This window comes from Rhizobium sp. CB3171, from assembly GCF_029714265.1.
Lineage (GTDB): Bacteria > Pseudomonadota > Alphaproteobacteria > Rhizobiales > Rhizobiaceae > Rhizobium.
The window spans coordinates 2,705,761-2,730,441 of the sequence record NZ_CP121653.1 but is presented as its reverse complement, the minus strand read 5'-3'; the positions used below and the strand labels follow the sequence as shown (position 1 = coordinate 2,730,441).

Annotated in this window: 13 protein-coding genes; 10 read left to right on the top strand and 3 right to left on the bottom strand. The window is 57.8% G+C overall.

Features of this window, described 5'->3' with window-relative positions:
- Positions 1-6: 6 nt before the first annotated feature.
- Entirely contained in the window at positions 7-7,371 is a 7,365-nt protein-coding gene (locus tag QA648_RS31555) for an MBG domain-containing protein (protein ID WP_283052909.1), read from the top strand.
- A gap of 95 nt (positions 7,372-7,466) precedes the next feature.
- Positions 7,467-8,003, top strand: coding sequence for an invasion associated locus B family protein (locus QA648_RS31550; RefSeq protein WP_260304518.1), 537 nt, complete (start codon positions 7,467-7,469; stop codon positions 8,001-8,003).
- Between the two features lie 273 nt (positions 8,004-8,276).
- On the opposite strand, the gene QA648_RS31545 is transcribed toward QA648_RS31550, so the two are convergent.
- Together QA648_RS31545 and QA648_RS31540 are read right to left on the bottom strand one after the other, a co-directional pair.
- Positions 8,277-9,461, bottom strand: a complete 1,185-nt coding sequence (locus tag QA648_RS31545; RefSeq protein ID WP_283052908.1) for an IS481 family transposase — start codon at positions 9,459-9,461, stop codon at positions 8,277-8,279.
- Between the two features lie 150 nt (positions 9,462-9,611).
- On the bottom strand, positions 9,612-12,557 hold the full coding sequence (locus QA648_RS31540) for an EAL domain-containing protein (RefSeq protein WP_283052906.1): 2,946 nt from the start codon (positions 12,555-12,557) through the stop codon (positions 9,612-9,614).
- Positions 12,558-13,794: 1,237 nt separating this feature from the next.
- Here QA648_RS31540 and QA648_RS31535 point away from each other — a divergent pair.
- Positions 13,795-16,005: a GGDEF and EAL domain-containing protein gene (locus QA648_RS31535; RefSeq protein ID WP_283054320.1), complete on the top strand. Its 2,211-nt coding sequence runs from the start codon at positions 13,795-13,797 to the stop codon at positions 16,003-16,005.
- Positions 16,006-16,281: 276 nt separating this feature from the next.
- Here QA648_RS31535 and QA648_RS31530 read toward each other — a convergent pair whose 3' ends face one another.
- Positions 16,282-17,151 carry a substrate-binding domain-containing protein gene (locus QA648_RS31530; RefSeq protein ID WP_260304514.1) on the bottom strand — a complete coding sequence of 290 codons (870 nt, stop codon included), beginning with the start codon at positions 17,149-17,151 and terminating at the stop codon, positions 16,282-16,284.
- A 612-nt stretch (positions 17,152-17,763) separates the two neighbouring features.
- On the opposite strand from QA648_RS31530, the gene QA648_RS31525 reads away from it, so the two are divergent.
- The 7 genes from QA648_RS31525 (at position 17,764) to QA648_RS31495 (ending at position 24,665) form a co-directional block, all read left to right on the top strand.
- Positions 17,764-18,738, top strand: a complete 975-nt coding sequence (locus QA648_RS31525) for an AraC family transcriptional regulator (RefSeq protein WP_260304512.1) — start codon at positions 17,764-17,766, stop codon at positions 18,736-18,738.
- 697 nt (positions 18,739-19,435) lie between these two features.
- Positions 19,436-19,573 (top strand): hypothetical protein, encoded by a 138-nt coding sequence (locus QA648_RS31520; RefSeq protein ID WP_260304511.1) that lies wholly within the window; start codon positions 19,436-19,438, stop codon positions 19,571-19,573.
- A 274-nt stretch (positions 19,574-19,847) separates the two neighbouring features.
- Entirely contained in the window at positions 19,848-20,336 is a 489-nt protein-coding gene (locus QA648_RS31515; protein ID WP_283052902.1) for a hypothetical protein, read from the top strand.
- Positions 20,337-20,366: 30 nt separating this feature from the next.
- Positions 20,367-20,969, top strand: coding sequence for a hypothetical protein (locus QA648_RS31510; RefSeq protein WP_283052900.1), 603 nt, complete (start codon positions 20,367-20,369; stop codon positions 20,967-20,969).
- Between the two features lie 117 nt (positions 20,970-21,086).
- Entirely contained in the window at positions 21,087-21,362 is a 276-nt protein-coding gene (locus QA648_RS31505; RefSeq protein WP_283052898.1) for a hypothetical protein, read from the top strand.
- Positions 21,363-21,772: 410 nt separating this feature from the next.
- Entirely contained in the window at positions 21,773-22,645 is an 873-nt protein-coding gene (locus tag QA648_RS31500; protein WP_283052897.1) for an undecaprenyl-diphosphate phosphatase, read from the top strand.
- Between the two features lie 592 nt (positions 22,646-23,237).
- Positions 23,238-24,665: a diguanylate cyclase gene (locus tag QA648_RS31495; RefSeq protein ID WP_283052895.1), complete on the top strand. Its 1,428-nt coding sequence runs from the start codon at positions 23,238-23,240 to the stop codon at positions 24,663-24,665.
- Positions 24,666-24,681: the final 16 nt, after the last annotated feature.

Sequence of the window (24,681 nt, the reverse complement as noted above, 5' to 3'; positions counted from 1 at the left end):
ATCGCCATGCTGCACGTCAAAGACCGCCGCTCCATCGTCCGTCCCGTCCGCACGAGGACCAGGCTCATCGCCCTTCTTGCCTCCACGGCACTGGTCGGGGCCAATCCGGCCTTCACCCAGTCCTTGCCGACGGGCGGAAGCGTCGCGGCGGGCAGTGCGACGATCGGCACGCCATCAAACGGCACGCTGACGATCAACCAGACGAGCGCCAATGCCGTCGTCAACTGGCAGAACTTCAATATCGGCCAGGGCAACGGCGTCACCTTCGTCCAGCCGAATGCTTCCTCGGCCATCCTCAACCGCGTCACCGGCTCGACCACGACGACGATTGCCGGCAGCCTCACCGCCAACGGGCAGGTTTATCTGGTCAACCCCAACGGCATTGCCATCACGCCAACGGGGACCGTCAATACCGGCGCATTCGTCGCCTCAACGCTCGGCATCTCCGACGACGACTTCATGGCCGGCAAGCGGACGTTTACCGGCAATGGTGCATCCAGTTCCGTGGCCAATGCGGGCACGATCACCATCAATCGTGGCGGCTATCTCGCCTTGATCGGCGGCTCGGTCGAGAACTCCGGCGTGATCACTGTGCCGATGGGCAAGGCGGCGCTTGGCTCGGGCGAGCAGGCGACGCTTGATCTGGCCGGTGACGGCTTCCTGCAGGTGGCGATCCCGACAGCGGCCGCGGGGACGAAAGCGCTCGTCTCCAACACTGGCAAGATCTCCGCCAATGGCGGTACGGTGCAGCTTTCGGCCGCCGCCGCCAGGGATATGGCGCGCCAGGCGGTCAATATGTCCGGCACGATCGAAGCCAAGGGTGTTTCCGGCACGAGCGGCGACATCACGCTCACCGGCGGCGACGGCGAGGTGGCTGTCTCCGGTGCGCTCGATGCCGGCAATGCCGCCGGCACGGGCGGCAAGGTCACCGTCACGGGCCGGTCGATCAAGCTCGCTTCTGCAAAGGTGAATGCTTCCGGCAAGACCGGCGGCGGCATCGTCAATATCGGCGGCGGGCGGCAGGGCGGCGGCACCTTGAAGCACGCCGAGACGCTGTCAGTCGACGCCAACACCACCATCAATGCCGATGCGGTCACGACCGGCAATGGCGGCAATGTCGTCTTGTGGTCGGATAATCTCACCAGCTTCGCCGGCACCATCACCGCCCGCGGCGGTTCGCTCTCTGGCAATGGCGGCAATGCGGAAGTCTCCGGTAAGGCGCTACTCTCCTATACCGGCTTTACCGATCTTTCCGCCGCCAACGGTTCCTTCGGCGACCTCCTGCTCGATCCGTACAACGTGACGATCTCGACGGCGACGGACAGCAATTCCTCTGGCTTCATGGCTAGCGGCAATGACAGTGTCATCAATGTCAACACGCTGACCAATGCGCTTCAGACGGCGAATGTTACGGTATCGACCGGCGGAGCGGGCTCTGCCGGCTCGCAGGCCGGCAACATCACCATCGCAACACCGCTGGCCTGGAGCGCCAATCTCCTCCAGCTCAATGCCGCTCACTCGATCAACATCGATGCGACCGTCACGGTCGGCGGCACTGGCGCGCTTATGCTGAACACCAATGTCGGAGGAGGGGCGGGCGGCACGGTCGACTTTGGACTGTCGGCGACGGGCTTTGCCGGCCGCATCGACTTCACCGGCACGCCGGGCTCGCAAGCGCTGTTCCTCAATGGCGCACAGCAGACGCTCGTTTATTCAGCCGCGGATCTGCTGAACGTTAGCACAGCAAACTCGGGCAGTTTCGCCCTCGCTAGTAACCTTGATCTTGCGGCAATACCTTTTACCGATGCACCGATCCCAACTTTCAGCGGCAGCTTCGATGGCCTCGGCCATACGATCTCCAACCTGACGATCAACAGCACGACCAATAATGCGGCCGTCGGCCTGTTCGGCACGGTCACGGGCGGCACGATCCGCAATATCGGCCTTGTAGGCGGTTCCGTCAGCGGCGTAGGCATCTCGCCCCAATACCCTAATCCCGTGGCGACGGATGGCGCGCTGGTCGGTCTTCTGACGACGGTCAGCAATGGTACGCAAGCCTCGGTCGTCAATTCGTTTGCCTCGACCAATGTGAGCGGTGGAACGAGCGCCAACGTCGGCGGCCTTGTCGGCGCGACATTGAGCAACGGCGCTCCGGTTACGATCGCCAATTCCTACGCGACGGGCACGGTGGCGGCGGGATCGCAGGGCCTCGCCGGCGGTCTCGTCGGACAGAACTATGCCAAAGCGGGTTCCGCCACGATCACTGGCTCCTACGCGACAGGCACGGTGACGACGGGAAGCCTCGGTTCCGCCGGTGGCCTCGCGGGCTATAATTATGCCAACTCCGATACCGCTGCGATCACCGGTTCCTACGCGACCGGGACCGTCACCGGTGACGCGAACGCCACGCTCGGCGGCCTGGTGGGTCAGAACTTCGCCTACATAAACATGACAGCTTCCATTGCCTCGTCTTACGCGACCGGAACCGTCGGCTCGACGGCGGGACTAATAGCAGCCGGTGGCCTGGTCGGAGTGAACAGCGCTTCGACCAACGCCTCCGCACTGATCGACAACGCGTTCGCGACCGGTGCGGTCTACGGCGGCAGCGCGGCGGGCGGCCTGGTCGGACAAAATTACGCGTTCACGTCCGCTAACGCTTCAATCACCAATGCCTACGCGACCGGTGCAGTGTCCAGCGTGGCATACGGCCAGGCCGGCGGCCTTGTCGGAATGCTTCAGGCCTACGGCGGGACGGCAAGCATCAGCAATGTCTATGCGACGGGCTCGGTCACGGCACCGACCCAATATTTTCAGACCTATGCGGGCGGGTTGATCGGCTGGACCTATCCGCAGAACGGTGGCACGATCTCGGTCAGCAACGCCTATTGGGACACGTCGACGAGTGGCATCGCCGGCAATGGCATCGGCAATGATGGCGCCGGCCAGCAAGGGAATGTAAGCGGGCTTGCTACGTCGGGTCTCCAGACGGCGGGCATCAACCTCGGCTCCGCCTTCGCCGGCGGCACGAATGGCCTGTATCCCTATCTCACCAGTATCTTCCAGAACGGAGTTCAGGCGATCTCTGGCACCGCCTATATCGACAACCAGGTGACACCCGCCGCCTCCGGCCTGAACGGCGCGGTCACCGTGACCGGTCTTGCCAACGGCAGTCGCTTTGGGTCGGCCTCAACAGGCGCCAACGGGTACTATTACATCTTTGGTGCTGCGGGTACCTTTGCGCCCGGCAATGCGCTCATCACCTATACGACTGCCAACCCTGGAACCGGCGCGACCAACTCTGCGGCCTTCGCTACCGCATCCAACCAGCCTGCTCAAACCGGGTTCAATCTCCTCGGCAACACGCTGTCGGGCTCGACGGTTTCGACGCTTTATTCAACCGCTGGCATCACGAAAGACGCCGCCATAGCGGCGAGCGGTAATGATGCAGGCGCCACCGCCGCCATCAACGGTACGTCCAACCTTCTGATCAACGCGCTTGGCACCAGTTTCACGATGGATCAGGCAATGACGATAGGCTCGCTGACCGTGGCGACAGCGAGCGGATCGCCATTGACGGTCGCCAGCCCGCTCACGTTGACGGCAGGTAGCAGTCTCCGCCTGCTCTCAGGCGGCGCGCTCACGATCAATGCTCCGATCACGGTAAAGGGCGCGGGCTCCGTCGCGCTTGCCTACGACAGCTCGTCAGCCAGCAATCTCTCGTTCGGTCTGACCGGCTCCGGCTTCACCGGGAACCTCACCTATCTGAACGCCGATGGCACACTCGCCACATCGAACCAGGGCGGCTCGCTCACCGTCAATGGCGCGGTCTATTCGCTTCTCTACTCGATGGCGGATGTGGCCAACATCACGTCGGTCGGTCTGGCCGGGCAATATGCACTCGCCAACAGTCTCGATGCGTCGGGCGCCACATATACAGATGCGCTGATTGGTCCAAACAACCTCAACTATTTCACCGGCGCGTTCGAGGGCCTTGGCCATACGATCAACAATCTGACGATCTCCAAGAGTGCTGACGGCGCAGGGCTATTCGGTTACAGCAGCGGCCTCATTCAGGACATCGGATTGGTCAACGTCTCGGTCGCCAATACGAATCCCTTTGGACGTTACGTCGGCGGCCTTGTCGGATACCAGTCCGGCAACACCATCAACAACGCCTATGTCACCGGCTGGGTGAGTGGCGGCAGCAACGCCGGCGGTCTCGTCGGTTATCTGAACGGGGGCGCGATCAACAGCGCCTATTCCTCCGCCGCTGTCAGCGGGACCGCAAATGTGGGCGGCCTCGCCGGATTTGTGAACGGCGGTGCCGTCTATAAAGCTTACGCGACGGGCACTGTTGTCGACACGGGCAACAGCGCCGGCGGCCTTATCGGTGGGACCGACTCGTCCTCTCATGGAGTCACGATCACCAACGTCTACGCCACGGGCGCCGTCATTGGCGGCAATAGCGTCGGCGGACTCATCGGGTTCTTATATGGGACGCTGCGCAATGCCTATTCGACCGGCGCGGTCAGCGGCGGCACCGCCGGCGGCCTTGTCGGATATGCCTATGGCGGCTCGATAGCCAATACCTATTGGGACACACAAACGAGCGGGACGACCACGGGTATCGCAAACGATTCCGCTGGGGTATCGGGCAATGTGACCGGCCTCACGACGGCGCAATTGCAGGATGGTTCCTCGAGCACCGGGCTTGGCTCGTCATTCACCGTCTCGCCCGGCCTTTACGCATATCTCACCCCGTTCTATGCCAACGGCGTCCAGGCTATCTCCGGCATCGCCTACCAGAACAGCGGCACGACCGCGCTCGCCTCGGGGGCGGGCGGTGCGGGCCTCGTCAATGTGCGCGTCGGAAATGGCGCGGTGCAGACAGTTACGACGGGGGCGAACGGCTATTACTATGCAATCGTCGCCAATGGCACGATCGATACGACCAACGGCACCGACGTACTGGCCTATACGACCGCCAACGCGATAACGGGTGCGGCCGATGGGGCAACGTTCCGCACGGCGCTTGGTACCGTCAACAATGTCGATGTTTCGGGCGGCTGGCGACGTGACACGACCGCCCTCGGTACGCTGTCGGCGCTTGACGCAGCCTATGCCAACGCGACTGCCGGCACGACGGCATCTGGCCTCGCATTCGCCAATCGCTCCATCTTTGCGGTGAACGATTTCGCCGTCGATACGGCACTTTCGGTCAGCGGCACGGTCAACCTGTCGAGCCCCGGGAATGTCACTCAAACCGCCGCCATTTCCGCCAATACGTTGATGCTGCAGGGGGCAGGCAACACGTTCACGCTCACGAACAACGGCAATCAGTTCAGCCAATTCGCCGCATCCGGCGGAGCTATCGACATCTACGACGCCAGCTCTTTGACGGTTGCGGCGAACGTCAGTGATGCCTGCAACTGCCTCGTCACAGGTGTGACCGGCGATCAGATCAAGATCGCGACGGCGGGCGACCTGACGATCGCATCTGGCGCCGCGATTTCCGGCAGCTCCCCTACGCTCGTGGCCGGTGGTGCCTTCATCAACAATGCCGGATCAAGTGCGGTCGCAGCCACATCCGGCCGCTGGCTGATCTATTCCGCCAACCCGACTGGCGACACGTTCGATGGGCTTGACAGCGGCAACACGGCCGTTTGGAATACAGCGGCTGGTGACGCGGTGTCGGCGACAGGTAATCGCTACGTCTTTGACTATCACCCGACTTTGACCGTGGCAGCTGTCGATTCAAGCAAGACGTATGGCGACGTCGCGACGCTGCCGAATGCCACGATCACCGGCCTGGATGCGGGCGTAACCGGGGCCTATCTTGGCGATACACTTTCAGATGTCGTCTCGGGATCGGCCAGCGTTACCTCGGCCGGCGTGGCATCGTCAGCGAGCGTCGGAACCTTTGATATCATCGCCGCGCAGGGCTCGCTCGCGTCGAGCGGCTATGGCTTCAACTTTGTCAACGGTAGCCTCAGCGTTAACCAGCGCGCGATCACGGTCACGGCGGATGGCATTTCCAGGACCTATGGCGATGCCAATCCGGCGCTGACCTATACCGTCGGTGGGGCGGGCCTCGTCAATAACGACACGCTCGCCGGGTCGCTTTCGACCTCGGCAGGGCAGTATTCGAATGTGGGCAGCTACGGGATCACCATCGGTAGCCTCGGCAATGCCAATTACGCGATTACCTATAATGCCGCCAATCTGACGATCACCCCGCGTGCGCTGACGGTGACGGCCGATGCGCTGTCGAAAGCCTATGGTGACACTAGTCCGACGCTGACCTATTCGGCGACGGGCCTTGTCAACAACGACGCGCTCTCCGGATCGCTTTCGACCACTGCAGGGCAATATGCCAATGTCGGCGCCTATGCGATCACACAAGGATCGCTGGTCAATGCCAACTACGCCATCAGCTATACAGGTGCCAACCTTACCGTGAATGCGCGTGCGCTGACGGTGACGGCAGATGCGGTGTCGAAGACCTACGGCGATGCCAACCCGGCGCTGACCTATACGGCGACAGGCCTTGTCAACAACGACACGCTCTCGGGATCGCTGTCGACTTCAGCGGGGCAGTATTCGAACGTGGGTGCTTATGCGATCGCCCAGGGGACGCTCGTGGCTTCCAGCAACTACGCCCTGACCTATGCCGGCGCCAACTTGAGCGTGAACCAACGGGCGCTGACGGTGACGGCGGATGCGCAGTCGAAGACCTACGGCGATGCAAACCCGACGCTGAGCTACACGGCGACGGGCCTCGTCAACAACGACACGCTCTCCGGATCGCTTTCGACCATGGCGGGGCAATATGCCAATGTCGGCGCCTACGCGATCACGCAAGGGTCGCTGGCAAACGCCAACTACGCCATCAGCTACACGGGCGCAGACCTCACCGTCAACCAACGCGCCATCACGGTCGCCGCCGATTCTCTCAGCCGCCGCTATGGCCTCGCCAATCCGGCGCTCACCTACACGGTCGGGGGTGCGAGCCTGGTCAACGGCGACAGGCTTTCAGGAAGACTCGCTACCTTGGCGACGAGCCTCAGTGCGCCGGGCGCCTATGCGATCACCCAAGGGATGTTGGCCGCGTCCGCCAACTACAGTATGACCTTCCTTCCCGGTGTGTTGACAGTGGAGCAGGCAGCCAACCCTGAACCCGGCACGACGGCGAGTTCCGTCACGATGGCCTTCGATGTGGGCCGCTTCGCACCGCTCCCCCCGGCGCAATCCGACAATACCGAAACTGCCGATGGCAGCCACGTTCTGTTCGCTGACCCGCGCTTGGACGGAACGGTCATCTGCCTCGACAATAGTAGCTGTATCTCGGTTCCGGCGGGGACAAGACATTAACCCTGCCGACCTTCGCAGGCCGCCGATCCCGGACCATTGGCGGCCCCAAACCGTGCTCAAAGGCGATTTGCCTCTAAACCATAGGGCTTGTTAGAATGACTTCATTCCGTTTTCTTTTGCTGAAACGTTCGTGCCTGACGGCGGCGCTCGTTCTCGTCGCCGGTACCGCGATTGCAGCGCCCCTCCCGGGCGGGGCCAGCTCGCTCGTCGAGACCTACGATGATTGGGGCGTCGTGTGCCAGATGCAGGCCAATGCTCCGTCCTGCCTCGTCAGACAGGTCCAAACCAACAACCAGACCAAGCAGACCGTCCTGGCGGTCGAGATCGGCAAGGCCCCCGACGGCAAGTTCCGGGGCACACTGGTGCTGCCGCTCGGGCTGGCGCTGCCCCAGGGCGCTCAGTTGAAGATCGACGATGCCGCGCTCGGCAATATTCTGCCGTTCTCGACCTGCCTGCCGCAAGGCTGCCTCGTACCGCTGACCTTCGAGGCAGACACGATTGCAAAGCTCAGGGCCGGCAAGGCCCTCAACGTCACCGTCTCCGCCGCCAGCCCGGCCCAACCGCTGGCGCTGGCCGTCTCCCTGAAGGGCCTTGCCGGCGCACTCAATCGCATCGCGGACCTCACCAAGTAAAACCTCCCGCTCTCCGGCGGGAAACGACTTTCCAAGCATACGGAAACCCAGAGGCACAAGAGGTCCGTTACCCGTGCCGGCCATAGCCTCTGGGACATTGCCACGGACCTCGGCGTGGGGGCGCCGGGCCGGCAGGGATCGATTAAGCTTTCGTTGTGTTTCAGCTACTTGAGTGCTGATTGGAAGCAACGGAAAGTGTAGTCCTTGGTTCGATTCCTCTTCAAGAGCTTACATCGAGCTGTCCATACCGAAGAGATAGGTAACAGTTTGTCCCTAAGAGATGGGTGACAACCTCGTGCCGAACGGGTTGTCGATGGTTTGCAAGGTCCTCTGTTCCAGGTCGATATATCCCAGATCATAATGCATGAAGCTGACGAGCCAAATGCCGTCGTCGACTTCTTTGATGCCGAGTTTTTGTCCTGCCATAACGGTCGAGATATTGATCTTCTTGCGGTGCATGCAGATGCGGCCGCAGTTGGTGACGAGCGCATCCCTGTCGTGGAAGGGGTAATTGATCTCCGGCAGGCCCTCATAGGATCTCGATGATGAGACGAGGCGGCCCGGCGTTCTCATGTTCAGTGCCTCGTGCGGCCGTTCGGTATTGAATTCGCTGACGAATGCATCGAAGCGGGCCTGCTGCTGCAGGATGTTTCTGGCGGGCGGACGGGTAGCCTCTTTCTTCAGCGTCAGGTGCATACGCTCGTGCCGGCCGTTGTCTTGCGGATGGCCTGGCCTGATGCGTTCGAGCACGATGCCGAGTCTCAGCCACCAAACGGACAGCTTGGACAGATTGTAGAGGCCGTTGGGCGAGGCAAACGGCAAGCCGTTGTCGCTGCGGATGGCGAGCGGCAGGCCGCGCTCGGCAAACAGCCGGCAGAAGGCCTCGAACACGCCCTGCTCGCGCGTTGATTCAAAGGCTTCGCAGGCAAGAAGGAAACGCGAGGCCTGGTCGGTCACCGTCAGCGGGTAACAGTATCCGCCATTGCCAAGTTTGAACTCGCCCTTGAAGTCGGCGCACCACAGATCGTTCGGCATGAGCGCCTGGGATAAGGCCGTTCCCTCGGCTCGATGGCGTTGCCGCTTGCGGGCATGAGCGACCAGCCCGTGCCGGTCGAGAATGGCATGCACCGTGCTTTTGGCGGGCACACGTATATCGCCGGCAAGCTTCCTGACCAATAACTCGCGGATCTTACGCGCACCCCAATGCGGCTTGTCCTTCTTGAGCCGCACGATCATCGCCTCGACCGGCTCGGGCAACTGATTGGCATAGCGCACCGGCCGACGTGACCGATCCGTCAGTGCCTCCAACCCCTCGTCCTTGTAACGGTTGAAGATCTTGTAACCGGTCTTGCGCGAGATGCCGAACGCACGGCACACATCGCTCATGCCTTCGCCCTCAAGCAGACGGGCGACAAATCGAAGACGTTCCTCCATAACCGAAGTCTCTCTCCACGGCATCAACACCTCCCGCAAAGCGAAAAGTGTCACCCATGTCTCCGGTACAAAACGTCACCTATCTCTCAGGTCGGGCAAGCGACGACAAGGGATCCTCCACCGAGACAAAAGAAATTGCCGCCAGTCTTTACATGGACTTGTAAAGCCTACGGATCATGCAGGTGAACGGTGCTCAAAATACTTCGCGAAGTCTTGGAGCGGAACCGGCTTGCCGAACAGATAGCCTTGCCCGATTTCGCAGCCGAATTCGTTTAGACTATCAGCTTGCCCACTCGTCTCGATGCCTTCGGCCACGGTGGTCATTCCAAGCGCATCGGCGATCGACGTGAATGCTTTTATCAGCTCTCTGCTGCGATGATCTTTGGCCATTTGGGCGACGAAAGAACGATCAATCTTCAGAACGTCAATGGGAAAACGACTGAGATAAGCAAGCGCCGAATGGCCGGTTCCAAAATCGTCAATGGCAATACTTAGCCCCATCGTCCGCAGCTTTTCCAGAGTCGCTTGGACACTGGCCTCGTCATCAAGCAGCAAGCTTTCGGTGATTTCACATTCCAACCATTCCGCTCGGCAACCCGTCTGCGTCAAGGCGAGTTCAATCTGTTTTGCAAGGTCGTTCTGCTTAAATTGCCGAGGCGAAAAATTGATGGCGATTTTCAGTGGCTTACTGCGCTTGGAGTTCCAGTCGATAGCCGTTTGCGCGGCTGCTCGAATAACCCAGTCGCCAATCTCGATTATCGTCCCATTTTCCTCAGCGATGGTGATGAAGGAATTGGGCATCAAGAGTCCGAACTCAGGATGCCACCAGCGCAGTAATGCCTCGGCACCGATAATTTCGCCGGACGAGAGGTTCACCTTTGGCTGATAATAGAGTTCCAGCTCATTATTGGCACATGCGGTGTGCAAGGCATTACCGAGCTTCACTCGCAGTCTTGCCTGCACGGTAAATGCTTCATCGTAATACTGAAAATTGTTCCTGCCTCTTGCTTTTGCCTCATACAGGGCGGCGTCGGCGTGAGCAAAGAGATCGCGAGGGGAGGCGCCATCGTCCGGGTAGCATGCTATTCCTAGACTGCCCGACACTAGCATATCGCGGCCGTCAAAATGGAAAGGCCGGGCTATTGCCGTCAACAACCGGTTGGTGATTTCTGTTACATCTTGGCGACGTCTTACATCCTGCAGAAAAATCGCGAACTCGTCGCCGCCAAGGCGGGCAAAATTGTCGGAATGCCGCAGCTCGGCCGAGAGACGCCGGGCGACCTCGCAGAGGAGCTGATCACCTGCCGCATGGCCGAGCGTATCGTTCACGTCCTTGAAATTGTCGAGATCCAGTATGATGAGCGCGAATTGCTCCTTCTTGGCTTCAGCGTCGGCAAGTATGGTTTCAAACACGCGGTTGAACCGGGCGCGATTGGGAAGTCCCGTGAGGGCGTCGAAATAGGCGAGCTTCTGTATATCTTCTCGGTGCGAAACGGCTTCCGTAATGTCGCGCATCAATACCAGAACGGTCGAGACCTTGCCGTCGGTATTGATTTCCGGTGTAAAGCGAGCGTGCAGCCAGTTGTTAGATCCCGAGGTTGACTTGTAGCTCGTCTCCAGTTCGGCCTCTTGGCCGGTCCTCAGGACAGATCGCAGCGTCTCAAGATAATCAGCGGGAATGCCCGTGATATCGCCTTCGGCTGCAGGCAGGCCGATGACCTCTTTTGGATCAATTCCACCTAGAAAGCGGCGCATTGCGGGATTGGCGTGCAATCGGCGAAATTCGCAATCATAACGAATCATCCCATCAGGAGAGTGTTCTGCGAGGGAAGCGATTTCGCGCGATTGCTGCGCCAATGTTTCTTCCATGACCTTGCGGTCATGAATATCCAGCAATGTTCCCACCACACGCAACGGCCGACCATGCTCGTCGCGATCGACGACTTTGCCGAGATCCTCAACCCGCTTGTATGAACCATTTCGTTGGCGAATACGGATTTCCGCTTTTTGCTGAGGGGTATTGCCGTTCAAATGCTGCGTGCGGGTGTCAACGTACTTCTGAAGATCCTCTGGATGGATGCGTGCAAACCAGCTTTCCTCAGAGGAAAGCTCCTTCAGGTCAACGTCGAGGATTTCGCAAGTGCGGGGTGAATAGAAACCTGTATTGTCCTCGCCGTTCCATTCCCATATGCCGATTTCCGCGCTTTCGAGTGCGAGTTCAGAGCGAATCTGAGACGTGTATAGCTCGGCCTGCGTTTTCCGGAGCTCTGTGAGGTCCTGCACGAAGGCAAGAAAGCGCAAGGTTTCATCAGGTCTTGTTATATCTCCTGAGATTGTCGCCATTTCCACTCGGGTATCGATTAAATGCCCATCACGATGGAAATATTGTTTGGAGATTGTCGTCCGTCCGTTACCCGCCTGCAAAAGCGCCTGCATGGCCTCGCGGTTGATACTGATATCGCCGGCCGGTGTGACCTCACGGGCGTAACGCCCGGAAAGCTCCTCACGGGTGTAACCCAGCAATCCCGCGAATGCTTCATTCACTTTCAGATAGCGACCGTGTGAATCGATCAGCGCCGCGCCGAATGGTCCATATTCGAATGCTTCGCGAAACAACCGGTCACGCTGATCTATACTGTCAGGTTCGTGTTCGTATTCATATGCAATTCCTGTGAGGATCATTGAGCGGTGGTGGCGTGCTCCTGCATGGCATTGAAATTGGATGATTTTGCCGGGGCTGTTGGGTGCATCAACCTTTAGTTTTAGGTCTTGCCATTGATCGCCGTCCGACGAAGCGGAGCGCAAGGCAATGGCTTGTAGCCAGGGCGCCAGCGCTCCACCTACAGCCTCCCGCATTTGATGCCGATCAACCTTCTCTGGAAACTGATTGAGAAGCCGATCGAGTTCGCTGGACCACCAAAGGTCACCGGTTCCAACGTCGAATGACCAGGAAGCCAGATTAGCGATTGACAGGTACGACATCTGGCGCGTTTTGTTGCTATCGACGGCATTGGCCCGAACCAATATGTCGGCGTTCTGCGCCTCGGCACACGGTTCGTTCGACAGAACGTCAAACCGCTTCTGGACCGGATAAGCTGTATTGGCGTGCTTTCCACTCATACGATCGATCTACGATAAGCCGAAGCCTATCCCTTTCTAACATTTTTCTATTTGCCTCATGCACTCTCCGGATTTTCCGGATTGAGGCGGTTCTCGTTACTGCTATCAACGCGCTGCACCTATTTGGCCGCTAAGGGCTGAACGTGGTGGTCAACGCCGCCTCTCCACGAAAGAGCGAAAAGGTCTCGCGTGACCAGCAGCAACAAGGCAAAGGTTCTGGCGAGGAAGCCTATTGAGGAAAGGAATGCACGTTTCATCCGATACTCCCGCGGAATGAAGTACAGGAGCTCGTCATAACTCCTGTCTGTGGGGAATTCTGGGAAATGATCCGATCGAGTCATTCGAGCGGTGGGATGAAATGCCGCTTCTGGGGACGTCCAAAGTAAAGCAGGCCAGATAATCTATTTGCCTGAAATCATTTAACGAAATCCTGTTTTCGCTTTGCCTACTCCACCGTTCGCTCGACGAATGAGGGTTTCCATGCGCAAAATGGACTGTTGGCGCGCAAAATGGATGTTCTCGTGTCCAATTAAGCTTTACGCTGTTGGCGACGGTGGACAAGGCCGCCGCCTTGAGCGGAAGTGAGATTATCGTCGACCAAGGTATGTCAAGCAGGTTGGGAGCATTTTGAGCCGGATAAAGGGCGGAAGTATGGGAATATGGTTGCCAAAAAAGCGCCGCCCAAACGGGTTTGAGCGAGGGAAGCAAATGGAGTCAAGCCGGGCCCAAAAGACATTTTAGGATGTGCAATGCCGGCAGTAACAGAGCCGTCCGCAATCTCGCGAGGCAGGTCCATAGCTTTCAAATTCATTCTCAGACCGGTCGCCCTGCGCGACCAAACACTTCCGCGCTACTGAAGGCTGCAAATCGATAATTGTGCTTGGACGCCCGAGCTATGCAGATTAGTATGCCAGCTCTAAACGTCAGATTTCTTTCCATTTTCTCCCCCTGCCGACCACGTATAGGCGGGGCTTTTTTAGAGCATAGTCTAGGTAGATTATTGCCGGTTGGCCGCTTCGAGATCTCAGACATCGCGCCAAACCACACCAATAAGGACTCGTTCACCATAACCGCAGCTTCGTCCCAGTCGTGAATCGACGTTCACCCGAGGATAACTTCGCTGACGCAGAGTGATCTTTCACATCTATTCCGAGGAATTCCCTTGATTAAAGGCGCCATTGCTGACGGCAAACTGCCAGTCTCGATCCCCGAGGCGGAGCTGGCTCCGAACACAGCCATGTTGCGCAGAACGTCGGAGGACTTTCGCCACGAAGCTGACTTGGCTGGACGCCAGCGTTGGCTGGAGAACATGATCAACCAGATCCCTGATTATATATATGCGAAGGATTTGGAAGGACGTTTTCTGTTTGCGAACCAAGCGGTCGTCTTCAACAACGGGCTGTCCCATCTGAAGGATTTGGTCGGGCGGACCGATTTCGACTTTCTGCCGAGCCACATCGTTCAAATAGCCGCCGATGTTGAACGCCATGTGGCCGAGACAGGGCAGCCCCATTTCGGTAGCGAGGAGTTGGCGTTTCGCGGCGATCGGGAACGATGGCTGATGATCACGCGTGTCCCGTTGCGAGACGCATCCGGAAAAATCGTGGGCACTATCGGGGCTTCCCGTGACATCACCGAGCAGAAATCGGCAGAACGACGGATGCGCTCTCAGTCCTATCTGCTCGAAATGATAGCGCGCGGAATGCTCCTCTCCGATTTTCTCGAAGAACTTGCCCGGATGATTGAGGGATTCGCAGACGGTGTGCACGCCGCGCTCCTGACGATTGCGCCAGATACAGGGGAGCTGCGTCTGGCGGCTGCGCCTAGCTTGACTGAGGAATATCGCAGGCGTGTCAATGCGACATTCATTCGTACCATTCCCACAGACCTCACAGCCACCGCCGCGGCACTCAAGCTCGTCTTTGATCAGGCGGGTATCTCTGAACTTGACCATCAGTGCCACTGTTTGGCAATTTCCGACGTCGATGGCCAGGTCGAAGGTGTCCTCGCTCTCTATTCGTCTGAGGGTACACGGTATCAGCCTGGTTTTTCCGATTTTGTTTCGATTGCTTTGCACATGGCCGGGATTGCAATCAGCCGCCATCGCGCGGAGGCTCGGATTGGGTTTCTCGCTGATCATGATCCTCTGACGGGGATGGCCAATCGTGCCTTGCTAGATCGACAACTCACCCTTGCGATGCAAACAGCCGATTCCGTAGGGAGTGAAGTCGCACTGGCATTCCTTGATCTCGACAATTTCAAGCTCGTCAATGATAGCCTCGGTCACTCGGTCGGCGATCAACTGCTGAAGATTGTCGCTGACAGGATCTGCGAGCTGACAAGTGACCAGGGGTCTCTCGCTAGAATTGGGGGGGACGAGTTCGTGATCATTCTTGAGCAAATGGATTTTAACGGCTGCCTAGGTCGATTGTCTGCAATAAAAGAGGCGGTTGCGCGCCCGATCGCACTCAACGATATCGAACTCAGGGTGACCTGTAGCATCGGTGTCGCCAGTTATCCGAGCCACGGCAAGACTGCAGGAGACTTGCTCGCTTTCGCGGATATGGCCATGTATCGGGCGAAGGAGCTGGGTCGGGACGGAATCGCTTTATTCACGCCGGAAATGACCGCCACCGTCCGAAGGAAGCTCTCCCGGACCGACGAACTCCGGCAAGCGCTTCTCCGCGACGAGTTTGTGCTGCACTACCAGCCGCAGGTGGACCTCCAAACAGGCAGAATCGTTGGGGCCGAAGCGTTGGTCCGCTGGAACCATCCGAGCGAGGGTCTTGTCTATCCCGGAGATTTTATTGCGCTTGCCGAAGAGACGGGCCTAATCATGCCCATTGGCGAATGGGTACTCCAGACGGCGTGTAGGCAGGCCAAGGCATGGCAGGACAAGGGGCTCGAACCAATTAGGATCAGTGTCAATGTCTCCGCCAGACAGTTCCAGGAAAAGTGTTTGATGGAGACTGTGGCGAACGCGTTGAGCGAGAGCGGGCTCGATCCAACATGGCTTGAGCTTGAGATTACCGAGAGCCTGATCATGAAGGATCTCGCCAGCTCGATTGCTAGAATGCACGAATTGGAGAAGTTGGGAGTAAAGCTCGCGGTCGATGATTTCGGAACAGGCTATTCGAGCCTCAGTGCGCTTAAGAGATTTCCATTGTCGCGCCTCAAGATTGACCGGTCATTTATCGCTGATATTCCGCACGACGCCGACGATATGGCTATAACCTCGGCAATCATCTCGCTAGCCCAGAAACTGGATTTGGAGGTGATCGCCGAAGGTGTTGAGACGGAGGAGCAGGCTCGGTTCCTCGTTGATAGTGGTTGCAATGAGATTCAGGGGTACCTCTTTAGCCGGCCCGTTGAAGAGGAGCGCTTCTGTCGCTTGGCACTTAATCATGAGAATGCGACCGTTCTAACGACGTTTGACACCAAAATATGAGAATCGTAACGGCAGATTTCCAAGCCTCAATGCACTCTCGCAGGCGATAAGATCCTGTTTTCTTTGAAGTTGGGGGCTCACTTCCAAAGTGTTTGACTATGAAGCACGCCGCAGTCGAAGCTCAGCTTAAATGGAAAACGGCCCGGCGCCGTTCTCAATTTCGATGCCAGTTCTCAAGTTTACTTCAATGCTAACTAACTGATGTCGTTAAGACAGGATTTTGCGATTAGGTGCCAAGTGACAGATAACACCGCTGTCGAGTGATACTGGTCATCCTCAACTCGACGACGCGGTTTTGGCGGGAGGGTCGGATGTTTTACCTTCGGCCCCTGTTCCCTCAACGATCTCAAACTGGAAGAGTTGCTGATCCTTGGTTGCAGGATAGAGCTCGGCAAATGCGGGGATCCGAGAAAGAAGCGCCTCGCCCAATGCAATACCAATCTCACGGGTGTCAAATCGAAACCTTGTGAGCGGTGAGGGGAGGGTGCGTAGGCGGCCATCCTCGAGGCTGATGATGGCGATATCCCGACCAGGCTCCAGACCGCCTTCTCCGAGGCGCCTATAGACGCCCGAAGCCAAAGCCTCGTTGATCAGGATTATACCTGTCGGCGGATCGGCATTCTTGAGGAAAGTATCACAGGCCGCTGATGCACTGGCTTCATCGAGCATCACATGAGCAACAAGCGCCGGGTCGAATGGCATGCCACGCGCTGCCAAGGCGTGTTTGTAGCCCTCCAAAGTGATGCGCCCGAAATTCAACGGGCCGACGGGCACCATCACCGCAATTCTTTTGTGTCCGGACCGATAAAGCCGATCGACCGATTGTTCCGCAAAATTCTCGAAATCGAGGTCGATCCATGCGTGCTCGGGGCGAGACCCAGTTCGCCCCAGGGTTATAAAGGGCATGCCGGCCTGCGCCAAAACTCCAACGCGTTTGTCATTCGGCCGTGTGGCAGAGAGAATGAGCGCGTCGACAAAACGTCGCGCCACAACGTCTCTGACAAAGTCCACGGGATCCTCGTCGGCGCTGCATGGAAGGACGACCAGATTGAGGGCATGACGATGCATCACACTTTGAACACCGTCAGAGATCGACATGAGGAATTGGTCTATGAGTCCGGCAAGTTTCGGATGTGTCTCGATCATAAAGCCAACTGTCCTCGATAGGCCCTGCCGTAGGCTGCGTCCGGACTGAGTTGGCTGATATCCAAGCAGCCGGGCGCATTCGACCACGCGTGTTCGCAGATCCTCGTTAACGTATGGATGACCGTTAAGCGCGCGCGAGACGCTTGCAACGGAGACGTTCAAATGCGCTGCGATGTCCCTGATTCCGACCATAAATTACTCTTAACTTTCGTGGATGCGTGGCCAAGTAACAGTGTCTTGAAATAGACCGTTGACAGCAGAACATACAAGCGTTTATTTGTGTAAACGTTACATATGTAACGTTACTCAATAAGAGGAATGGCCCTGTAAGAGCTATGATGATTGCGAGTAGCCGGTTGGTCATACTCTCACTTGTTAGGCGAGACCCAAGGTGTCCCGCGGTATTGCCTTGGAGGAAGGCGCTCGGCTGATTTGGCTTTAATTGAAGAGTAAAATTGCACCGCGATCCGTTCACCTCTCGAATAAAAACCGGGAAGGGAGTTCTGTGCGGCGCTCCAGGCGTCCCATTGCTGCATCGCGCTAAGTTGATCCGCAATTCTTTATGCGGAGGTGGAAGCGCGAACGGTGTTGCGATTAAGGAGGAACGCAAGCGTGGGTGGTCAAGAAAGGGTTTCCCGTTTCAACGTCAGTGAAGCCGGCGTCGACGAACTCCGTAAGCACTATGCCGAAACCCTCAAACCGGCACTCGTAAACACAATCGCTGGTAGCAAAGCGATTTCTGTCGCAGACCAGCATTTTTCCATTGGTGAATTCGGCATTTGGGCCGGCAATTGTCCCCCCGACATGGAGATCTGTATCTCCGACCCCCCGGATATGTATGCTATGTATCTTCCGCTGACTGAAGCGTTAGAGTTCGAGATACGTGGACAACGACATTTGTTGGCTCCAGGGACGATTTTCGCATGCGACCTCGGGCATTCGAATTCTCTGCGGTTCCGCCCCAATCGAAGCCATATCGGCATTGGATTTAGCCGCAAAGCGCTTACGCAGCAACTCAGCGAGATGATTGACGCGCCCGTCATGCAAGATATCGAGTTGATGGTAACCGCCGACACCCGCAATGGTCCGGGCCGCAAGTTGGCGGCAATGTGCAAGCTACTGTGGACCGACCTTGTGACGAACGCGAATGATTTCATCGCAACGCATTCCAATGAAATGCTTGTTCGCACAATCATGGTGACGCTGCTGGAATCGTTCCCGCATCGATATTCCGCCTTGCTAAATCGTCGTCAGCCCTCGGCCGTTCCTAGACACGTTAAACGAGCGATTGACTTCATGATGGCGCAGATTGCGTCTCCGCTGACGATAGAGGACATTGCCCGTGAAGCTGGCGTCAGTGTCCGTGGGCTACAGGCGGCTTTCCGGCAATTCAAGGACATGACGCCAATGGCCTATCTGCGCCAGCTACGCCTTGATGGGGTAAGGTGTGAGCTCAAATCGGGGAGGTCGCGGGATGTGCTGATCTCCGACATCGCCAAGCGCTGGGGCTTTTCCCACATGGGTCGATTCTCCGCCCTGTATGTCAGAGCCTTCGGCGAGACGCCGCGCCAGACATTGGATCGTTAGAAGTAGCTGCCAATCGGAAACCGCGGGAGGGGCGGCTGAATTGGCGACACCTTTTCTCTTGATGACAGAAAGCATCACCATCTCGGCACACCGCGATGCCGGCAAGAGGAGCATCTAGTATCTCTTCGCCGCCGGCGGTGCCTGCCCGCCATTTGCGGCTTCCCAGCGCATCATCGGTAGCCGTCGGCAGCACGAAGAGTGGACCGACGCCAAAGGTGACACTGCTTCGGCAGAGTGAAGATATCCATCAGCGTCAGGTCGCCAAGCGCGACACATAGCCGTCCGGAGCATCCGGCGAAGCGGCAACAGTCTCCCGGCGCCGTGTTGTTAGTGATTACCGACAGCTTTATTGACTCGGCCTTGCACTCCGTCGAAAAGAGACTTGGCTATGGAGGAGAGGACCGATGGCTGGCGAGAATAATGTGGGCTCCACCACTGGGGTTGCGGAGACCGATGTTCCGGTAAAAGCGGAAGCAAAGAAGCAGCGTGCACCGCGGCGTCCAAAGGCAGCTGTCGAAGCGACTCCCGTCGCATCGGAGGCGGTGACCGCGCCGTCGCCGGCCGCGAGTTCGGTGAAAACCGACGGCGGTCCAGGGGAGGGAGACGCAAATCAACCGAGACGAAAGTCACGGGTGGCGCGCGCGCAGGCAAGGGCGCGCCAAGGAAGCAGACAGCGAAGCCTGTCGAGCAAACGGCAGTGACGTCTGCGCCCGCGATCGATGAGTTGGAAGATCTCATTCAACTCGAGGAAGAGAACAAGAGGCTTCGCAAAATCCTGGCAGAAAAGTTGCGCCAGGAAAACGCCGAGCTGCGCAAGCGGCTTGGGCTTGGTTGATCGACAAGCGGAAGGGCCGGTCACGGCCACGACCCTTAACTGCGCCATTTTCAATGGGGGAGATTCGGCGGGCACGTTTCATCGTGCCGCCGAACAACGAGGGTATAGCAACGGCGGCAGGATCGCGGTCCGGTCTGCGCGAGGTTGAAATGCTATGAAAACACCGTGGAGATTCCTTGCCGACTTGACGTCGCGGCGGCGACTGGCGAAAGCGCAAGAGAGTTTGGTCGGGCATGACACCGATTCCGAGGCTCCCAAGATCGAAGAGGACCAGATGTCCACGCTTCCGTCTCCATCACCGGAAGCGATCGTCACAGCGGACTACGACAAGGATGCTCCGGTCGATCAGGTGTCGGCGGCATCGAATGAGGCGCAAGGTAATCCCGACGTTGTCGTGGAGGCGTTGAAGCCACCGACTGATGCCGAAGAGGCTCGAACAGCTACGCCTGTCGACGTTCCTTACCCGGCGGTCGAAGTCGGCACCTCGGCGCCGCAAAGCGGAGCAAGCACAGAGCCGCAAAGTAAGCCTCCGGTCAAGCGTCGAGCACCCGCGAAGAAAGCCCGGGTCGACGCGGTCGCGCAAAGCACAGGCGTCGCACACAAGGTTCCGCTGGCGCAATCCTCATCGTCCCGAGATCCTTTCTTCGATGAGGTGGCAAGCCTTGACGAGGACATCAAAACGCTGCGCCGCCAACTAGCTCAAAAGCTTCAGCTACAGAATGCTCAGCTCAGGAAGATGCTTGAGCGGTTTGGCGCCTCGTGAGCTTGGTTCGCACTTAATGATTGGACACCTATGAAAACACCGCAACGAAACTTCGTTGTCGAAGTCAAGTCGAAGCGCCGACGGTCGACAACACGGCCCAATTCGATCTGGGGAAACACTGATCTTAAGGCACTCGCGCGTCAGGCCGAGACAGAAGCGCCACATCTGTTCGAAGTCAAAATGGGATTGGAGACGTCAGGTCAGAATGGCGAAATGCGGGTGGATCAAAGACCGCAAGCTCAGCGCGACCGCGGTGAAACCGGTAACCCAATTCAGGTTGCCGCTTCATTGAACGAAGCGGCGCAGATTGATGCATCGCAACACGATAACGATCCTCGCAATTCCATCTCTCGTTCGAAAAAGCGTCCCCCCAAACGGCGGTCTCCAAGAGACTTAACGCGCATACGCGAAATGGGTCTCAAGATCATCCTGATCATACGACGTACGAACACGACGAGCGACCAGCTGCCACTCAGTTTGAAGCCCCGATCGATGACCTGGCTGTGCTTGAAATGGAAAATTCGCGCCTCAAAGCATTGCTGGCTCAACAACTCCGTCAACAGAACCAGCGGCTTCGAAAGATGCTTGAGCGATTTGGTGTCTTCTAAGACGTCTGTTCTCGCTTTGCCATGACCACATTCCCTCCATATTGCATATTGCGAAAATGCAATTTCGACATCGTCGGTCGAGGCGTGACAGGAGACAGCGAATCTGCTTCTTCCTAATGAAAGCATTTTGGAAGGCGCTAATATGAATGGAGCAGAAAACGACCTGCGTTTGATCGCCGTTATGCGGCGCTACTTCGCTGTCAGGGAGGAGCTTGCAGGTTTGAAGTCCGCACTTGAAGACAAACGAAAAGCGGCCGGAATTGCGGTCGGTGAATTTTATCACGTGCGCGCCGAAACCGACCATGCAGGCGATGTCAGTCGGACCGTCACGCTGAGACGGGAGATGGAGTTTCTGATGGGCCTTGCAGAAGGCTGGTCGAGGGGAGACATCGTTCATCTCGGCCTATCAGCCGATTGATCCGGCACTCCCCGGGGTATTGAGGAGGCGGAAGCTGTCCAGTGCCAATCAAAGGCATCGCGGCAATCCATCGCTTCAGGTCAAGGACATGATGAGCGAGCCACATGTTGATTAAGCAGCGTTCGACTGTTTCGCTGACGCCTTCGATCCCTCGTATCCGGGTAAAAATAGGCGAGATACTCGCGCGTCGTCCAGTCTGATGGGCTCTCGCTCGTTTCATCACTGACGAGGCCGATCAGTTGGTGCAGAGCCGGCGGCTTCGAAGCGATGTCATGGCCCCATCGGCGTCGAATGGACATTGCCTTCATTTCTTAAGGTACATTTCAGCTTGATCTGCAAGCACAGGAAATTGGCGCCGACAATCAAACAGATTGGGGCAGCGATACCAGTAGAAACGGAGGTGCTGAAACGTGGCTGACATTTGCACGCAAGGCTTGGATACGGGCTTCGTTGCCCTTGGATATACGCGAACGGCGGCCTTGGGAGTCGTTCAGGGATTGACGGGGCTGCTGCCCATATCATCGACCGCGCATATGCGGCTCGTTCCGGCGCTTCTTGGCTGGCAGGACCCGGGGTCGGCGTTCTCGGCGGCGATGCAACTGGCTGCCCTAGCCGCCATCGTATCCTACTTTTGGAGCGACGTCCGATACGTGGCGTTTGAATCGATCGCCGCGGTAAGGAAGGGACATTGGTCCTCGCCGGCCCTACGGCTCGCCTTTGGCATCGTCCTTGCCACCGTGCCTATCGTGATCGGAGGCCTGTTGTTGTCCTCGTCCCTGAACGCGTGCGCCTCGCCCCTACGGAGCCTATGGGTCATCGGCGTTTCCTGCATCGTCATGGCTGGCCTGCTCGCATTGGCAGAACTCTACAGCAGACATCGACGGAATATGAACAAGATGAGCGTCCTCGACGCCCCGATCGTCGGCTTGGCGCAGGTCGGCGCACTTTTCCCCGGTGTTTCGAGGTCGGGATCGACGCTGACCGCTGCCTTGTTTCTCGGCTTCAAACGGGAAGAGGCGGCCCGATTCTCCTTCCTGCTCGGCATTCCGGCCATTACGCTTGCCGGCTTGAAGGAATTGTTCGAGCTCTACCGCGCGCATCTCTCGCTCGAAGGCTGGTCGATTCTAGCGATCGGGTTGATCGTCGGAAGCATCTCCGCCTTCGTGACGATCTGGGGTCTCATGCGCTTTCTGGAGCGTTTCTCCACTTGGCCATTCGTGATCTATCGCGGCGTCTTAGGCATCATCATCCTGGCAGGAGTGTTCTACGCCGGCTGGAGTTAAGGCGCCATGTGTCCGCATAGGACGTACAAGCGACACTCCAATTTCTTGAACCTGCCCATCGACCCAAAAACCGATCCCGGTTTTTGGGTCGATGGGCTCACCGCAGCGTAGAGTGTGATGGCGAGATCCGTAGCGAGAAGCGCATGATGTAGCGTGCGATCCAGATCGCTTTACGGAATTGTAAGTTTCCGAACAAGACCGCGCAAAGAACCAGGCAAATACTGCGCGCGGCTTCAATGCTCAATGCTTTGTGAGAGGCTGTCCGGTCACCGCCGCGTGGCGGGCAATGACAGGGCGGTCGCTGGCACGTGTGACACGATTATGACAGCGACAGGGCGGGTGGCCTATAGCAGACAATCTGGGCGAGAGGAAATTTATCTTGCTCGTAGCGCGGCAAAACTTGTCAGCAATGCCGACATTGGTGCCAGATAGATCTTTCGCAAGGACAACTAGGCGCGATGCTCAAGGAAGAGTTCAGATCACAGGCGTAAGATGATCAAGGCGACACTCAAAAGAGCCCGATAACGTGATCGTAAGCTCTGCTAATTATTCTAAAGTACACTTGACAAAACATTAGGGACGATCAGCAGCGATGCGCTTCTTACATTTCAGGCTCGTCGGCCCAGCGATTGTCGGCGTAGCATTATTCATCGCTGGAATGGCCACCTTTCCCTACTACGGTGTGAAGCGGATCGACGCGGAGGCACGGCGAAGTCAGGAGATGCTTGTCGAGCGGAATATCTCGTTGTGGATTTCCGACGTCGAATTTTCTCTAACAGCCTGGACCATCTGGGACGAGGCGATTGCAAAGCTGGACAATTCCTTCGACGCAGAGTGGGCCGATAGAAACATAGGCGCTTCTTTGATAGGCACATCGAGGACCCGTTTTGTGGTCGTCCTGGATTCACATGACGCGATCATCTACACCCGGACGGACGATACCGTGAAGGACATGCCCTTTTTCGTGCGTGGTCCGGCGGCGATGGTGAAGGATGCTTCCGAACTTCTGACAACTGTCCGCTCTCGCGAGCATCAACCGAAAAAACCTGGCATTCCGTCACCGCTCGCGGTCAGTCGGATTGTGGTCATTGGGGACGAAGCCGTCCTCCTTTCGGCCAGCCTGTTCCAGCCGGATTTTGGGACATCCAAGCCGAAGGGCGATCGCGCACCTATCCTCATCACAGCCATGCCGATTGGCGGCACCCTGCAGGATTTCTTCGGAAAGCGCTTTCTGCTCAACGACGCGCAAATCAGTCCCCTTCCCGCCGTTTCGCCAGACCGCGCCCGTGCCGAAATCGCAGTGGGAACAGAGGGTGAAGTCGAGGTTCTGTCCTGGCTTCCGCCAACGCCTGCTTCTGACATCCTTTGGCAGTCGCTGCCCCTGATCCTGACTGTGGGCGTGGTACTTATCGCAGGCACTGTCTTAATGATCCGCATCACCCAGACGACAGCGCAGATGCTGGTGAGCAGGGAACGGCAGATGCGGCATGCCGCGACACATGACTTCCTAACGGGTCTTGCCAACCGTTCGCTTCTGCAGCCGGAATTTACCGCTTTGATTGAGAAAGGACCGTTGATGGTCGTCTGCCTTGATCTGGATGGCTTTAAGGCGGTAAACGATACTCGCGGCCATGCCATGGGTGACGAACTCTTGAAGGTGGTGGCTGAGAGGCTGCGAGCAGGTATTCGCGCAGAAGATAGGCTCTTTCGGCTGGGTGGCGACGAGTTCGCTATCATGATGCCGGGCCTATCGGGAGTAGAAGCCGCGGAAGTCTGCCGACATTTGTCAGCCTCCCTTTCAAACAAGATGAATCTACCAGGATGCGAAGTTTCCATCGGCGCTTCGTTTGGGATTAGCGAGGTTGCGACGAACGGAACCAGCTGTGAGGCGGCCCTTAAAGGCGCAGACGCGGCACTTTATTGTGCGAAATCAACCGGGCGTGGAAGCGTTGTGATGGAATCAAGCGTGGAGAAGCACCAATCCGGCTCGCATGCTCTTAAGACGGCCTTGGGTCGTTGAAGTCGCAAGCTATCTA

What these genes read in the sequence shown, in the direction of transcription:
- QA648_RS31505 (WP_283052898.1), top strand. Translation starts at nt 21,087, where the DNA reads ATGAATGGAGCAGAAAACGACCTGCGTTTGATCGCCGTTATGCGGCGC.
- QA648_RS31495 (WP_283052895.1), top strand. Translation starts at nt 23,238, where the DNA reads ATGCGCTTCTTACATTTCAGGCTCGTCGGCCCAGCGATTGTCGGCGTA.
- QA648_RS31550 (WP_260304518.1), top strand. Translation starts at nt 7,467, where the DNA reads ATGACTTCATTCCGTTTTCTTTTGCTGAAACGTTCGTGCCTGACGGCG.
- QA648_RS31535 (WP_283054320.1), top strand. Translation starts at nt 13,795, where the DNA reads ATGTTGCGCAGAACGTCGGAGGACTTTCGCCACGAAGCTGACTTGGCT.
- QA648_RS31555 (WP_283052909.1), top strand. Translation starts at nt 7, where the DNA reads ATGCTGCACGTCAAAGACCGCCGCTCCATCGTCCGTCCCGTCCGCACG.
- QA648_RS31515 (WP_283052902.1), top strand. Translation starts at nt 19,848, where the DNA reads ATGTCCACGCTTCCGTCTCCATCACCGGAAGCGATCGTCACAGCGGAC.
- QA648_RS31530 (WP_260304514.1), bottom strand. Translation starts at nt 17,151, where the DNA reads ATGATCGAGACACATCCGAAACTTGCCGGACTCATAGACCAATTCCTC.
- QA648_RS31510 (WP_283052900.1), top strand. Translation starts at nt 20,367, where the DNA reads ATGAAAACACCGCAACGAAACTTCGTTGTCGAAGTCAAGTCGAAGCGC.
- QA648_RS31540 (WP_283052906.1), bottom strand. Translation starts at nt 12,557, where the DNA reads ATGAGTGGAAAGCACGCCAATACAGCTTATCCGGTCCAGAAGCGGTTT.
- QA648_RS31545 (WP_283052908.1), bottom strand. Translation starts at nt 9,461, where the DNA reads ATGCCGTGGAGAGAGACTTCGGTTATGGAGGAACGTCTTCGATTTGTC.